Source organism: Flammeovirga pectinis, from assembly GCF_003970675.1.
In the GTDB taxonomy this organism is placed as follows: Bacteria; Bacteroidota; Bacteroidia; order Cytophagales; family Flammeovirgaceae; genus Flammeovirga; species Flammeovirga pectinis.
Window position 1 is genome coordinate 605,756 of the sequence record NZ_CP034562.1, and the last position, 14,221, is coordinate 619,976.

The 14,221-nt window shown below is 33.1% G+C and carries 11 protein-coding genes and 1 riboswitch; of the genes, 7 read left to right on the forward strand and 4 right to left on the reverse strand.

Annotation, left to right across the window (positions count from 1 at the left end; translation table 11 throughout):
- Window positions 1-13 precede the first annotated feature (13 nt).
- The 3 genes from EI427_RS02500 (at window position 14) to EI427_RS02505 (ending at window position 2,305) form a co-directional block, all read left to right on the forward strand.
- The gene (locus tag EI427_RS02500; RefSeq protein ID WP_126611254.1) at window positions 14-895 is read left to right on the forward strand and encodes a hypothetical protein; all 882 of its coding nucleotides are present in this window, start codon (window positions 14-16) and stop codon (window positions 893-895) included.
- A gap of 103 nt (window positions 896-998) precedes the next feature.
- A complete protein-coding gene (locus EI427_RS26120) occupies window positions 999-1,427 on the forward strand; it encodes a transposase (RefSeq protein WP_205727839.1) in 429 nt (142 codons plus the stop codon).
- 20 nt (window positions 1,428-1,447) lie between these two features.
- The gene (locus tag EI427_RS02505) at window positions 1,448-2,305 is read left to right on the forward strand and encodes an IS3 family transposase (RefSeq protein ID WP_205727892.1); all 858 of its coding nucleotides are present in this window, start codon (window positions 1,448-1,450) and stop codon (window positions 2,303-2,305) included.
- Window positions 2,306-2,368: 63 nt separating this feature from the next.
- On the opposite strand, the gene fbaA is transcribed toward EI427_RS02505, so the two are convergent.
- Complete coding sequence (gene fbaA, locus EI427_RS02510; protein ID WP_126611256.1) at window positions 2,369-3,454, reverse strand: class II fructose-bisphosphate aldolase; 1,086 nt, start codon at window positions 3,452-3,454, stop codon at window positions 2,369-2,371.
- A 391-nt stretch (window positions 3,455-3,845) separates the two neighbouring features.
- Between fbaA and accD the strand changes: the two genes are divergently transcribed.
- Together accD and rodA are read left to right on the forward strand one after the other, a co-directional pair.
- The gene (gene accD / locus EI427_RS02515) at window positions 3,846-4,688 is read left to right on the forward strand and encodes an acetyl-CoA carboxylase, carboxyltransferase subunit beta (protein WP_126611258.1); all 843 of its coding nucleotides are present in this window, start codon (window positions 3,846-3,848) and stop codon (window positions 4,686-4,688) included.
- A gap of 134 nt (window positions 4,689-4,822) precedes the next feature.
- A complete protein-coding gene (gene rodA, locus EI427_RS02520; RefSeq protein WP_126611260.1) occupies window positions 4,823-6,100 on the forward strand; it encodes a rod shape-determining protein RodA in 1,278 nt (425 codons plus the stop codon).
- Window positions 6,101-6,209: 109 nt separating this feature from the next.
- On the opposite strand, the gene EI427_RS02525 is transcribed toward rodA, so the two are convergent.
- The 3 genes from EI427_RS02525 to EI427_RS02535 all read right to left on the reverse strand — a co-directional run bounded on the left by EI427_RS02525 (window position 6,210) and on the right by EI427_RS02535 (window position 10,561).
- The gene (locus tag EI427_RS02525; protein ID WP_126611262.1) at window positions 6,210-8,609 is read right to left on the reverse strand and encodes a patatin-like phospholipase family protein; all 2,400 of its coding nucleotides are present in this window, start codon (window positions 8,607-8,609) and stop codon (window positions 6,210-6,212) included.
- A gap of 72 nt (window positions 8,610-8,681) precedes the next feature.
- Window positions 8,682-9,965: a methionine adenosyltransferase gene (metK, locus tag EI427_RS02530; protein WP_126611264.1), complete on the reverse strand. Its 1,284-nt coding sequence runs from the start codon at window positions 9,963-9,965 to the stop codon at window positions 8,682-8,684.
- 20 nt (window positions 9,966-9,985) lie between these two features.
- Window positions 9,986-10,561 carry a hypothetical protein gene (locus EI427_RS02535; protein ID WP_126611273.1) on the reverse strand — a complete coding sequence of 192 codons (576 nt, stop codon included), beginning with the start codon at window positions 10,559-10,561 and terminating at the stop codon, window positions 9,986-9,988.
- 176 nt (window positions 10,562-10,737) lie between these two features.
- Window positions 10,738-10,847, reverse strand: a riboswitch (SAM riboswitch).
- 209 nt (window positions 10,848-11,056) lie between these two features.
- On the opposite strand from EI427_RS02535, the gene EI427_RS02540 reads away from it, so the two are divergent.
- Window positions 11,057-13,504, forward strand: a complete 2,448-nt coding sequence (locus tag EI427_RS02540) for a TonB-dependent receptor family protein (protein ID WP_126611276.1) — start codon at window positions 11,057-11,059, stop codon at window positions 13,502-13,504.
- Between the two features lie 34 nt (window positions 13,505-13,538).
- The gene (locus EI427_RS02545; RefSeq protein ID WP_126611278.1) at window positions 13,539-14,219 is read left to right on the forward strand and encodes a response regulator transcription factor; all 681 of its coding nucleotides are present in this window, start codon (window positions 13,539-13,541) and stop codon (window positions 14,217-14,219) included.
- The last annotated feature ends 2 nt before the right edge of the window (window positions 14,220-14,221 follow it).

A 14,221-nucleotide genomic window follows, 5' to 3' on the forward strand; every position in this document is an offset into this window, starting at 1 on the left:
AAAATTATATGAAATGAAGAATATAATCATATACCAGGCTTACGGAATGGAAGAGATTCTGAATGAATGTATCATGTCAATTCATTCCTTATCAAAGTATGAAAATACAATTGACCTTATAGTAATTTACACTGATAGTGTAAGTTATTTAGAGCAACGGTTACCTCAGAAGTATGTATATGATTTTAGAACTATAACTAATGAGCAAATAATTGACTGGAAAGGGGTGTTTTCATTTGTTCATAGAGTTAAAATAAAAGTTCTCCTCGATTATTTAAATAGTTCGACTATTGAACAGGATTTTAATCTTCTCTATTTAGATACTGATACAATTTTTATTGAAAACTCAGACTTGATTTTTGAAAAAATAAATAATAATATCTTATTGATGCATGATGATGAAGGTATTATTGTAGATAATAAAAAAAATATAGTACATAAAAAACTAACAAGATATCTAAAAATCCGTTTTGAGGAGGAAGGAGATTTCCCATTGAAACAAACAATGTATAATGCAGGAGTTTTGGGTTTTAAAAAATCTGATAAAGAATTGTTAGATAAAGTGTTACTATTTTCTGATAGTATTCATAAAAACCGACAAACTCATGTTTCTGAACAGTTTTCTTTTTCAGTTATATTCTCTAATGAAAAAGGTAGGGGCTTTGAGTTATTGAAATCTTACATTTATCATTATTGGAACTTTAAAGAATATAGAACAGTACTAAAAATATTTTTTGATAAGTATCAGTATTCAGCAGTTATTTCTACTCATTTTGAAAAGATTGACCCTAGACCATTACAAGAACCTAAATTAGCTTATGAAACTTCTGGTTTCTTAAAGAAAAATATTAAAAAGTTATTTGGTAAGTGGAAAATGCCTGATTATGAAATATAGGTAGCCATTTAAATAGCAAAAAGGGTTCTAGAAATTAATCTAGAACCCTTTTTTATATTAACTGTGTCTCGTCCTGAATTAGTGTTACACAAAACGTAACATTATGAATGATCATCAAGAATATCAGTACACTAAGCGCACACAAAAAGATTACAGCTACTCTTTTAAATTACAAGTTGTAGATGAAGTGGAACGAGGAGAAATAGGTATAACAGCTGCAAGACTTAAATATGGAATCCAAGGTCATGCTACGGTCCGTACTTGGATAAGAAAGTATGGTAATTTAGATTGGGATAATAAATCTGATTTAAAAATGGGAAAGACACCAGAACAAAAATTATTGGAGCTAGAACAAAAGGTTCTATTATTAGAGAAGCAAAAAGCTTCTTTAGAAAAACAACTCTACGTAACAGATAAAAAAGCAATTTTCTTTGATATGATGATCGATATTGCTGAGGATGAGTTTAATATTCCGATTAGAAAAAAGTCTTTACCCAAGCAGTTGACCAATTCAAAAACGAAGAAAAAATAGGAGTCAAACCGACTTATGAATTGCTTGGGTTAAATCGACAAATTTATTATCGTTCGAAAAGGAAAGTAAAAAACAATAATAGTATTGCATCTAAAGTAGTAGACTTAGTGAAAAAAATTCGTTTGAAGCAAACTAAAATAGGGACAAGGAAATTATATCAATTACTTCTTCCTGAATTGCAATTACTAAATGTAGGTCGAGATAAGCTTTTTGATATCATGAGGGCTAATCGACTCGATATCAAGCCTAAAAAACAATATCATGTCACTACAAATTCTCATCACAGGTTTAAAAAGCATAAAAATCTTATTGAACACTTGGAAATAAAAAGACCTGAACAAGTATTAGTTTCTGATATAACTTACATAGGTGAGCGAAGTAACCCAATGTACCTCTCCTTGGTAACAGATGCCTATTCTAAGAAAATAATGGGGTTAAATATATCAGATAGTTTGAATGCAAATGGAGCTATTGCAGCATTAAAAGAAGCAGTACACAATAGAAGCTATGTTGATTTACCAATGATACATCATTCAGATAGAGGACTACAATATTGTAGTCATGAGTATCAACGACATCTTCAGGAAAATAAAATAGTGTGCTCGATGACGGAATCTTACGACCCTTATCAAAATGCGGTAGCAGAAAGAATAAACGGAATTCTTAAGCAAGAATTTATTTTAGGAATAAAAATTAATGATCTCGATTTGATGAATAAATTTATTAGAGAATCTGTATATATTTACAATAATGAAAGGCCTCATTGGAGTAATTATATGAAGACACCTGTTGAGATGCATCAGCAAAGTGAAATAAAAATGAGAACTTATAAAAGTAAAAATAGCACCGAGTCTACACCCGATGCTATCAATATATAGTAGTCTAAATCTGTAACGCTATGGACGGACTAGACACTGAATTAAATCAGAAACATTCAAATCTTAGTTATCGAAGATGTTTACATCATTCAAGTCAGAGAATGCTTGCTCTAAACGAGCGATCATAGACTCTTCAGATACACGTAACCATTTACGAGGATCGTAATATTTTTTGTTAGGTTCGTCAGCACCTTCTGGGTTACCGATTTGACCTTGTAAGTAATCATGGTATTTAGCATCGTATCCACGAATACCATCCCAAGTTGCCCATTGAGTATCAGTGTCAATGTTCATTTTGATTACACCGTAAGAGATACCCTCACGAATTTCTTCTAAAGAAGAACCTGAACCACCGTGGAATACAAATTTCACTGGTTTTTTAGATTCAGTACCATGCTTCTCAACGATATATTTTTGAGAATCATCTAAGATAGAAGGAGTTAACTTCACGTTACCTGGCTTATAAACACCGTGAACGTTACCGAAAGCTGCAGCTACTAAGAATTTGTGATCAATAGCACCTAATTTTTCGTAAGAATAATCAACTTCAGAAGGTTGAGTGTAAAGACGAGAAGGATCAACGTCAGAGTTGTCAACACCATCTTCTTCACCACCAGTGATACCTAATTCGATTTCAAGAGTTTGACCAATTTTAGCCATACGCTCGAAGTACTTACAAGAGATTTCCATATTTTCTTCTAATGGCTCCTCAGAAAGGTCAATCATGTGAGAAGAAAATAAAGGCTTACCTGTTTCAGCAAAATGTTTCTCAGAAGCGTCTAAAAGACCGTCGATCCAAGGAAGTAATTTTTTAGCACAGTGGTCAGTGTTTAAGATTACACGAGCACCATAAGCTTCAGCTAATTCATGTACATGCTTTGCACCAGCGATTGCACCAGCGATTGCAGCAGCTTGACCTTCACCTTTAACACCTTTACCAGCGTAAAATGAAGCACCACCGTTAGAGAATTGAATAATAACTGGAGCCTTTAATTTAGCAGCAGTTTCCATTACAGCGTTTACTGAGTTAGAACCAACACAGTTTACAGCAGGAAGTGCAAAACCTTTTTCAAGAGCATACTGATATACTTTCTCTACGTCCTCACCAGTGATAACACCTGGTTTAATGTCGTTAATGTTAAAAGACATAATATTATTTTGAATAATTTGTGATAGCATGCATAAACTACTTATGCAAATTTGCAGCACAAATATACAACAAGTATATCGATTATGGTAGTCCGATTTTGGTGACTTTAGTAATATTAATTTACCTATAATTATCAGTTAAAGTATCAATTTGCTAAAAAAGGGAATCTTATATGTGAATATTTATAATTATTTAGGCTTTTAAGAAAACACCCTATATACATGTAACAGTACAGATTAAAGCCAAAAAAATAATAAAAAATAGAAAAAAAAGTATGCTAACATACTAATAGACTTTTGTCGTCTTATGTTTATGAATATCTTTACGGTCCAAATGTACATTTAGTATGTACATAGATTTTTATTTCTACACACAGTATAGAAGTTTCCTATGGCTTGGTTCAAAAGAAAGGAACAGGGGATACAAACCCCTACCAGTGAAAAGAAAGATTCACCAGACGGTCTTTGGTATAAAACAAACCAAGGCAAGATCATACATATGCAGGAGTTACGTGAAAATGCTTACGTATGCCCTGACGATGAATTTCATGTTAGAATTGGTTCAAAAGAATATTTTGAAATCATTTTTGATCAAAATAAATTCGAAGAATTAGATACAAATATGACTTCAGGTAATCCTTTAAATTTTAAGGATAGTAAAACTTATGAAGATCGTATTGCGGCTAGTCAGAAAAAGACTGGTTTAAAAGATGCTTGTAGAACAGCAGTAGGTAAAGTGAATGGCTTAGATTTAGTTGTAAGCTGTATGGACTTTAGCTTTATTGGTGGTTCTATGGGTTCTGTTGTAGGTGAGAAAATTGCTAGAGGAATTGATCATGCATTGGCAAACAAAATGCCTTTCTTAATGATTTCTAAATCTGGTGGTGCACGTATGATGGAAGCAGGTTTCTCATTAATGCAAATGGCAAAAACTTCTGCTAAATTAGCATTACTTGATGAAGCAGGTTTACCTTACATCAGTTTATTAACAGATCCTACTACAGGTGGTGTTACTGCTTCTTATGCTATGCTTGGCGATTTAAATATTGCTGAACCTAATGCATTAATTGGTTTTGCAGGTCCTCGTGTAATTCGTGAAACAATTGGTAAAGATTTACCAAAAGGTTTCCAAAGTGCAGAGTTCTTACAAGAGCAAGGATTTGTTGACATGATTGTTAACAGAAGAGAATTGAAAAGAAAATTAACAACAATTTTGAAGATGCTTCAAAGCTAAAAGTTAATTAACTAAATATAAAGTCCTCAGAATTGAAAACTTAGTTCTGAGGACTTTTTTTTGTTCAAAACTTTGAGGAACTTTAGCTTTCATTTTTTGATTGATAAAGTTCCCTATTTAGGAGAAAAATAAATATGCGTCAGGATACTACAAAGAAGAACGTCGATTGGCTTACCGTTTTTTTATACATCACAATGGTTATTGTTGGATGGTTAAATATTTATGCGGCAGTTTATCAACCTGATGCTCCAACGAGTATTTTCTCTTTAAGTTTAAATTCAGGAAAACAATTAATGTGGATTGGTGGTGCTGCAATTATTGCGGCTTCTATCATGTTGATTGATTTTAAGTTCTTCAATACATTTGCTTACCCTATTTTCGGAGTGACTTTAATAGCCTTATTGGGCGTTTTAGTAATTGGACACTCTGCAGGTGGTAACACCTCTTGGTTTAAAATAGGATTTATCAGAATTCAGCCATCAGAATTTGCAAAATATGCTTTAGCACTAGCATTAGCTCGGTATATAGATAATCCAACGGTTAAGATTGATAAGCCTTCTGGGTTATTAGCTGCATTAGCAATTATTGGTTTGCCAACAGCATTAGTCATGTTGCAAAAAGATACAGGTTCTGCAATGGTTTTTAGTGCTTTTATTTTGATGCTCTATAGAGAAGGGTTACCAGATTGGATTATGACTTTAGGTTTATGGGCTGTATTCTTATTTATTATGGCTTTGGTTCTTCCTGAAACTGTAATTATGATCTGCCTAGGCTTATTAGTAGTGATCTGCGTTTCTTATATTTTATATAAGAAGAAGAATAAATCGCTTATTTTATTAGTGACAACTATAGGTGTGGTGTCCTTCTTATTCACAGAAGGAATTGATTATATTATGTATGATGTAATGAGACCTCACCAAAGAAAAAGAATTGAAGTATTAGTGAATCCTAATATTGATCCATTAGGTGTAGGATATCAAGTAACACAATCTAAAATTGCTATTGGTTCTGGAGGTTTATTAGGTAAAGGATTTTTAGAAGGTACCCAAACTAAGTTTAATTTTGTGCCAGAGCAAAGTACCGATTTTATTTTCTGTACTATTGGTGAAGAACATGGTTGGATTGGTAGCCTTGTAACAATAGGTTTATTTGCCGCTCTTATTATTAGATTGATAATATTGGCAGAAAGGCAGAAATCTAGATTTGCTAGGGTGTATGGGTATAGTGCGGCTTGTATTTTCTTTATTCACTTTATGATTAATATGGGGATGACAATCGGAATATTTCCTGTAATTGGTATTCCATTACCTTTCTTTAGTTATGGAGGGTCATCTCTTTGGGCATTTACACTATTATTATTTACGTTTATCAAATTAGATAGCCATAGATCTCAGATGTTAAGTAGATCTTAAATAGGGTTGTTTTTATATAAAAGTAAAGGCAGTAAGAGAATCAATTTCTTTTACTGCCTTTATTATTTAAGAGCATAATTATTAAATGATGCTTATTTAAATAGATTTATTATTCTTCAAGAATCTTTTTATTGTAGAGAAGGAAACCAATATTTAGTAAAAACATATAGTTATAATCTTCTTCATTATAATGACTTACAGAGCAACTTATGGGCCCGATTGGACTACTGTAAATTATTGATCCAGAAAGGGCTATATCTATGTAGTCTTTATCAAAAAAATCATGTTTTACTACCGTTACATTAATTCTATCAGTACTTTCATAAGAAACGTTTGAAGAGAAAAGATGACCTTCTAATTGCAATCGAATACTTTCCCCAAATATATTTTTGATAAGTTTAGCTCCACCAGCTATAAAATTAGGGCCTTTAAATCCGTCAGTAAATAGACTTCTAGAATCAAATAGAGGATAATATGCAGGTGCATTTGCTAAAGAGGTTGATTTTGTAACAGATTGCTGATAATTAGAAGCAACAGCATGTCCTTTAAGTCCTAACGTAAAAAACTTTAATGGAAAATACTGTTCATATTGAACTTGCAACATCTCCCAAGGATTATAAAAATCACTTGTGCGTGGTGTACCTACATAAATTTTAAATTTATTGTCACTCATTATAGCTTTAGCAGATGCTTTTAAGCGTTTTCCTGTTGTTGGAAATGTTGGGTTGTTTAAACTATTCATTTCCCAAGTAGCACCAAAAGTCCAACCTGTAAGTTGTTCTTCTCCCACTATATCAATAGGTAATGAAATATCAGAAGAATCACTTTCTAAATAGATCACTTGATCATAATTATCAGTATTCCAGAAATAACCACCAAACATTGTTATTTTAGATTTCCTACCTGTAGCTGTACTAGCTTTTAAACCAGCATAATTATCAGCCCTATAAACATCTAAACGTTCTCTTGGTTCAAAAATCAATTCTCCAGCATTACCGTAATTCCATCGGTTTAGAATATATTCAGCTCCAATAGAGAAAGGAATCGCTTTGGCATACATCGTTTCGACTTCAGCTTTTACAGAACTATAAAAAGCTCCTGCAAATGCATTTACCCTAATTGTATTTAATGATTTTCTAAAAACACTAAGTTGTGCATTTAAGTATGCTTGCCCAATGTTTCTTGAAGCGATGTTTCCTCCAACACCAACTCTAATTTTTTTATTGGGAGTTACATCAATGTGTAATCGAGGTTTATAATCTAAGGTGTCATAATAAAAATAGGCATCAATATCACTAAAATAATTATTTGATATAAGCATATTATATCGTCCTAATAAATGTTCTATAGAAGTATCTTTTCTTCTATTAGGTTTAATGATGTTTCTTACAAAAACACGTTGTCCAAAACTCAGATCATCACTTAATTCAACAAATGAAATATCTTCTACTGTTGGGTTGTATAATTCTTTAAATTCTGATTTTTTAGGTTCAACCCTTGGGTTATCACCATATTTTTCTTTTATAAAACCAATTTGAGATTGAGCATAATTATAACCAATGCTCATTAGGGTATCTACAGGAGTGAAATCTGCAGAAGAAAAGGCATCGACAGGTACGCCTAGATAGACATCTTTTAAAGAATCAATTTCTTCTGGGTAAGTATTGTTCATGATAATGTATTTAAGCACATTACCCTTTACCATTATATCATCATTCTCGTAGGGGTACTCTTCAATCATATCATGAGCCCCTAAATTTACAGCAATAACCATGTCGGGGTTGAAGTCTTCCTTCATAACATCAACAGGTATATTATTGTAAACACCACCATCGAATAAATATTTACCATCAATTTTGATAGGTCTAAAAGCAAGAGGTACAGCCATAGAGGCTCTCATTGCTCTTTCCACAGAGCCCGATTTGATAGTAACTGCTTTTCGTTCAAAAATATCGCTACCTATACATCTAAATGGAATCTGAAGACTATCAAAATTATAATGCGATTCATAAGAGGCTTTATAAAGTCTTGCTGATAAAGCAAAGTTTAAGGATGCATCTTTAACTATTGTAGGGTCCCAAGAAACGTCATAATTGGAATCGAGTTCAATATTAAAATTAACCCATTCTGCACCTTTATCTTGTTTACCGAAGTAATATTCATCTGCTGGGTCAATTTGTCCAGATACCCAGACCTGAAATTGTGGATCTCTTAAAAATGCTTCTAGCTCATCAGTAGTATACCCTGCGGCATAAAAACCACCTACAATAGCACCCATTGATGTACCCGTTATATAATCAATGGGTATACCGTTTTCTTCTAAAACTTTTATAACTCCTACGTGTGCTATTCCTTTAGCACCACCACCGCTTAACACAAGGCCTACAGTTTTTCGACCTTTGTTATGTCCGACCTTTGGGAGAGAATCGGTAAAAGAATGCTGACCAAAGCAGAATGAATTGGCAGTTAAGATTAGTAGAAAAAGAAGGGTTGTTTTGATGATATGCATAGTTAAAAAAAAATCCTTGTTAGTGAAGCTACCAACAAGGATTCAGAAAAAATAATTTTTACTTAAAAAAGATTAAATTTTGAAAGCAGATTTGATTTTATCTACATAGTCTAATTTTTCCCAAGTAAAGAATTCAACTTCTTTTTTCTCTGTAACAGTAGTACTTACTTTCTTACCGTTATTTTCAGAAACTTCAGTAGAGTTGATCTCAATTTCTTTTGTATATGGAGATTGCCCCATGTGACCATAAGCAGCAGTTGGTAAGAAAATAGGGTTTGTTAAACCTAATCTCTTAACAATAGCACTAGGACGCATGTCAAATATTTTTTCAATTTCTTTACTGATTTCAGCATCAGTCATATCAACTTTACTTGTTCCGTAAGTTGTTACGTTTAATGATACAGGATCAGAAACACCAATTGCATAAGCAACTTGTACTAATGCTTCGTCTGCAACACCAGCTGCCACAAGGTTTTTAGCAATGTGTCTTGCAGCATAAGCGGCAGATCTATCAACTTTAGAAGGATCTTTGCCAGAGAAAGCACCACCACCGTGAGCACCTTTTCCACCGTAAGTATCAACAATTATTTTACGACCAGTTAAACCTGCATCACCATGAGGACCACCAATAACAAATTTACCAGTGGGGTTTATATGGAAGATTGTATCAGCATCAATTAATTCTGCTGGAATAACTTTGTTAATTACATGCTCTTTAATATCTGTAGCAATTTGACCTAAAGCTACATCATCAGATACACCAGGAAATTCATCGTGTTGAGTAGAAACAACAATAGTATGTACTCTTTTTGGCGTATTATCTTCGTTGTATTCAATAGTAACTTGCGCTTTAGCGTCAGGACGTAAGTAACCAATTAAATCAGTATGACTTTTACGTATTTCAGCTAATCTTTTTACAAGGCTATGAGAGAAAGCAAGTGCCATTGGCATATATTCTTCCGTCTCTTTTGTAGCGTAACCAAACATCATTCCTTGGTCACCAGCACCTTGTTCTTTATCTACACCTTCGCCAACGTTTACACCTTGAGCGATATCTGGAGATTGACTATGTAAAGCTACTTGTACACCACATGAATGAGCAGCAAAAGAGTAGTCTTCTTTATCGTATCCTATTTTATTGATAGTATCTCTAACAACATCAGGAATTTCAACATATGCTTTTGTAGTTACTTCTCCAGCAATCACTGCTAAACCTGTAGTAACCATAGTTTCACATGCAACTCTAGATTGAGGATCTTGAGTTAGCATAGCGTCTAATATTGCATCAGAAATTTGATCTGCAATTTTATCTGGGTGTCCTTCAGAAACGGATTCTGATGTAAATAAATATGTCATATTATATAAAATTCGTAATCTTATTTAAACTTAATGTTCCATTGTGTGATGTAAGCACTCGTCTTTGCATCTGGAATCTTTCCAATATATTCTACCTCAGAAGAACCAAGGCGGTTTATTTCATAAGACTTAATCGTCTTAATCTCTCTATTTAAGTACCAATGGTAAGAATAAGAAGCAGAATCAATGGCATTTATCATGGTCTCCTGAGATTCTGAAGAAGCTGGTAAATGAGATGTGATCAGTTGTTTCCAGTTAATATTCTGTGTCCACTGTGCTTTTCTTTTGCGAATTTTGAGGTATTCAATTTCTTTCTTACCATCAATTTTTGATAATGCAGAATTTAAAGCTGCGATATCAACAAAAGCGAAGCGAATGCCCATTTTCCAATCAATTGAATCTAAAGTTGCTTTACAGTCATAAATGCCTGGTATAGCGTTTAGATCATCGGTAATTAATTGTAATGGTCTATTAAACTTATTGACAGAAAAGATATGTTGCCCTTCATCATTTCTATATGTTGAAATAATATTTAAAAGCTCTTTGTTTTCGCTGAAATCAAACATAAAAGAGTAGTCCCCTTTGTTATCTTTCATTATTTGTAGCTTTTCATTGAGTTCAAAGCAACTTGTTAAAGTCAATAAGCTACAAAAGAGAAGAATTCTAAATATCAAAATCAATAAATGTCCAATTAGTTTAATAATTAAAAGGCATTACTTATTTGATTAGCATGCGGACATGGAAATGTCCTTTTTTGTCATTTTAGGAGATAAACTCATCTTTTCTCGAACACCTTCGAGTTGGGAATTGGCACCTTGCTATGGAGAGCGCAGGTTGCCAAGACGTTATAGGGCCCAGTCCCTCTGCCTTTCTTGATAAGTATTGCGATTGCAAATATAGATAATTGAAATAAAGATTAACTATTTATTATCAATCTTTTTCAATTCTTATTTATAGCGTTTCTATATAATAGAAAAAGTAGGAAATCTAGCGTAGAGTTTTGACCATATTTTTTCAAAATCCAGATTTCTCCAAATTTCAAACAGATTTGAATGCTAGGTTTGTAATGAACTTATTAAACTCCTCTGTTTATGAACAAAAAAATAGCATTCGTTTTTTCTATACTTTCAATCGTTTTCCTGACTTCAGTTTTTGCAAATGATCCTTTAAAGCAAGGTTCAATTTCAGGTAAAGTTACAGAATCTGAAACTAATCAGATAGTTGAATATGCTACTGTGAGTGTTTTTGAAAAAGTATCACGAAAGTTAATTGGCGGAACAATTACTTCTGCGGAAGGTGTCTTTCAAATAAAAAATATACCAGAAGGAATCTATACAGTTGAAATCACCTTTATTGGATTTCAGAAAACTATTATAGATGATGTCGAAATTTCTAAAACAACTTCTTCTAAGAATTTAGGGAATGTAGTTCTTTCTACAGATGCCGAGGTTTTAGAGGCTGTAGAAATTGTAGGTACTAAAAATTCAATTCAATATGATATTGATAAAAAGATAGTAAATGTAGGTACTCAGTTTGCTTCTATGTCTGGTACAGCTGTTGATATTTTAGAGAATTTACCTTCTGTTTCTGTAGATGGAGATGGTAATGTAAGCTTAAGAGGTTCTTCTGGATTTACGGTTTTAATTGATGGTAGACCATCTGTTTTAGATGCATCTGAGGCTTTGCAACAAATACCTGCAAGTTCTATTGAAAATATTGAATTAATAACAAACCCTTCTGCTAAATACGATCCTGATGGTACTGCTGGTATAATTAATATCATTACCAAAAAGAATAAATTAGAAGGTGTAAATGGCGTTTTTAATGTAAATGGTGGTATGTACGGTCGTGTGGGCGCCGATTTTCTACTCAACTTTAAAAAGAAGAAGTGGAATTATTATATAGGTGCCAATTATAACAAAAGACCAGGACCAGGTACTTATAATTCTGAACGAATTACGAATTCTAATGATACAGCCTCTTATGTTGTTTCTGAAGGAGAAAGAGAGCGTACTTTTGAAGTAGCTGGTATTCAGGGTGGTGTTGAATATGCTATTTCAGACAATGATTTTATCAAGTTCTCTGGTAAAATTGGCGACTTTAAAATGTATGGAGGTATGGATGCTGATTTTTATGAATATCAAAGAATTGGCGGTAGTGAAAACCCAATAAATGAAAGTAGGTACATTAGTAGTGAATATTGGGAAAGAGGAGGATTATATTATTCAGCTAACTTAAATTATCAACATAAATTTGCCAAAAAAGGCCACGTTCTTGATGCTCAAGTAGATTATGGTGGACGTGATATGACTGAGAGTTCTAAAAATGAATTATACCAAAAAGATGGCAATGGAAATGTGGCAAATACGCCATCTAGCGGCCAAAGTTCTACAGAAGTTGGTCCCGGTGGTAGATTAAGAGCCAAGATAGATTATACTTTACCAATTGGAGCAAATGACAAAATAGAGGCAGGGTGGCAAACACGATTAAATAAAAGTGAAGATGTGAACGAAGTTTACAATTATGATGTGGCTACTGGAGATTACATTTTTGCACCTGACTTTAGTTTTACGACACAATACACCCAAACTATTCATTCTCTTTATGGTACTTACGCTGGTAGAATTGGAAAATTTGGCTACCAAGGTGGCTTACGAGCGGAGTATACAGGGAGAAATATTAACTTAAAAGGAGAAGAAGAAGACTTTCCTGTTGACCAATGGAATATTTTTCCAACAATCCACTTATCTTATAACCTTCCTAAGGACGATCAATTGATGTTGAGTTATTCTCGCAGAATTGAACGTCCTAGAGGTTATTATCTAGAACCTTTTGTAACTTGGCAAGATGCCTTTAACGTAAGACGTGGTAACCCTGCGTTATTACCAGAAAATATTGATTCTTTTGATTTTGGTTATTTAAAAAATCTAGGTGATAAAGCATCTATATCTTTAGATTCTTATTACAGAATGACGCAAAATAAAATTGAGCGTGTTCAGAGTGTTTATGAAGAAGGTGTAATTATGCATACCTATGAAAATGTAGGTACTGATTACGCATTAGGACTTGAACTTTCATTAAACTTTCAGCCATTTACTTGGTGGACTATGGACATAATGGGTAACCTTTATGATTACAAAGTTGAGGGTGAATTAGAAGGAGAGAGTTTTGATCGTCAGAGTTTAAACTGGAGTAGTCGTTTTAACAATACATTTAAGTTAGGTAAAGGAACTTCTATTCAGGTTAATAATAGATATACTGGAGAAACAGTGACAGCTCAGGGTAGAAATGAAGGATACTTTATGATGACTGCTGCTGTAAAACAAAGTTTATTAAAGAAAAAATTATCTCTTACAGTTTCTATGAACGATGTACTAGGGACAGCAAATAGAAAAAGCTATTCTGAAGGTGTTGGATTTAATAATTATACAGAAGATTTTAGATATCCACACGTAGTTACTGCAACTTTAACGTATAGATTGAATAACTTTAAGCCATCAAGAAGAGGTGGTGGAGATGGTGGCGGAATGGACTTCTAAGAAACATTTCTAGAAATTGTAAATAATTAGATGGATGAAATTATTGTTGATAGAAGACAACGAATCGTTATCAGAAGATGTGATTTCAGCATTCAAAGACCAAAAAATTAGCATTGAATGGGTAAGTACACTCGAAGAGGCTAGAGATAAAATTGGTGTTTATGAATATGATATTTTAGTGGTAGACTTAGGTTTACCCGATGGTAATGGTTTGGATGTTGTTAAACTAATCAAACAAGTTGATCCAAATGCGGGAGTGCTTATCGTTACTGCTAGAGATAGTTTAGAAGATAAGGTACTAGGACTTGATCTTGGTGCAGACGACTATATTACAAAGCCATTTCATATGGCAGAATTAATAGCTAGAGTTCGTTCCCTTTTCAGAAGAAAAAAATTTAAAGGAAGTAACGACATTATTATAGAAGAATTGAAAGTAGATATTTTATCTAAAAATGTTTCTGTAAATGATGTTCCCTTAGAACTTACCAAAAAGGAATATGATTTATTGATTTACTTCCTTTATAATAAAGATAAAATGCTTACAAAAGAGAATATTGCAGAGCATCTTTGGGGAGATCATGTTGATCAGGCCGATAGCTTTGATTTTATTTATTCTCACATAAAAAACTTACGTAAAAAACTTCAGAAATCTGGTGGCGTAGATAGAATAAAATCTGTTTATGGTATGGGATATAAGTTTTCTACTTCTCTATAATT

What these genes read in the sequence shown, in the direction of transcription:
- EI427_RS02500 (WP_126611254.1), top strand. Translation starts at nt 14, where the DNA reads ATGAAGAATATAATCATATACCAGGCTTACGGAATGGAAGAGATTCTG.
- EI427_RS26120 (WP_205727839.1), top strand. Translation starts at nt 999, where the DNA reads ATGAATGATCATCAAGAATATCAGTACACTAAGCGCACACAAAAAGAT.
- fbaA (WP_126611256.1), bottom strand. Translation starts at nt 3,454, where the DNA reads ATGTCTTTTAACATTAACGACATTAAACCAGGTGTTATCACTGGTGAG.
- accD (WP_126611258.1), top strand. Translation starts at nt 3,846, where the DNA reads ATGGCTTGGTTCAAAAGAAAGGAACAGGGGATACAAACCCCTACCAGT.
- rodA (WP_126611260.1), top strand. Translation starts at nt 4,823, where the DNA reads ATGCGTCAGGATACTACAAAGAAGAACGTCGATTGGCTTACCGTTTTT.
- EI427_RS02525 (WP_126611262.1), bottom strand. Translation starts at nt 8,609, where the DNA reads ATGCATATCATCAAAACAACCCTTCTTTTTCTACTAATCTTAACTGCC.
- metK (WP_126611264.1), bottom strand. Translation starts at nt 9,965, where the DNA reads ATGACATATTTATTTACATCAGAATCCGTTTCTGAAGGACACCCAGAT.
- EI427_RS02535 (WP_126611273.1), bottom strand. Translation starts at nt 10,561, where the DNA reads ATGAAAGATAACAAAGGGGACTACTCTTTTATGTTTGATTTCAGCGAA.
- EI427_RS02540 (WP_126611276.1), top strand. Translation starts at nt 11,057, where the DNA reads ATGAACAAAAAAATAGCATTCGTTTTTTCTATACTTTCAATCGTTTTC.
- EI427_RS02545 (WP_126611278.1), top strand. Translation starts at nt 13,539, where the DNA reads ATGAAATTATTGTTGATAGAAGACAACGAATCGTTATCAGAAGATGTG.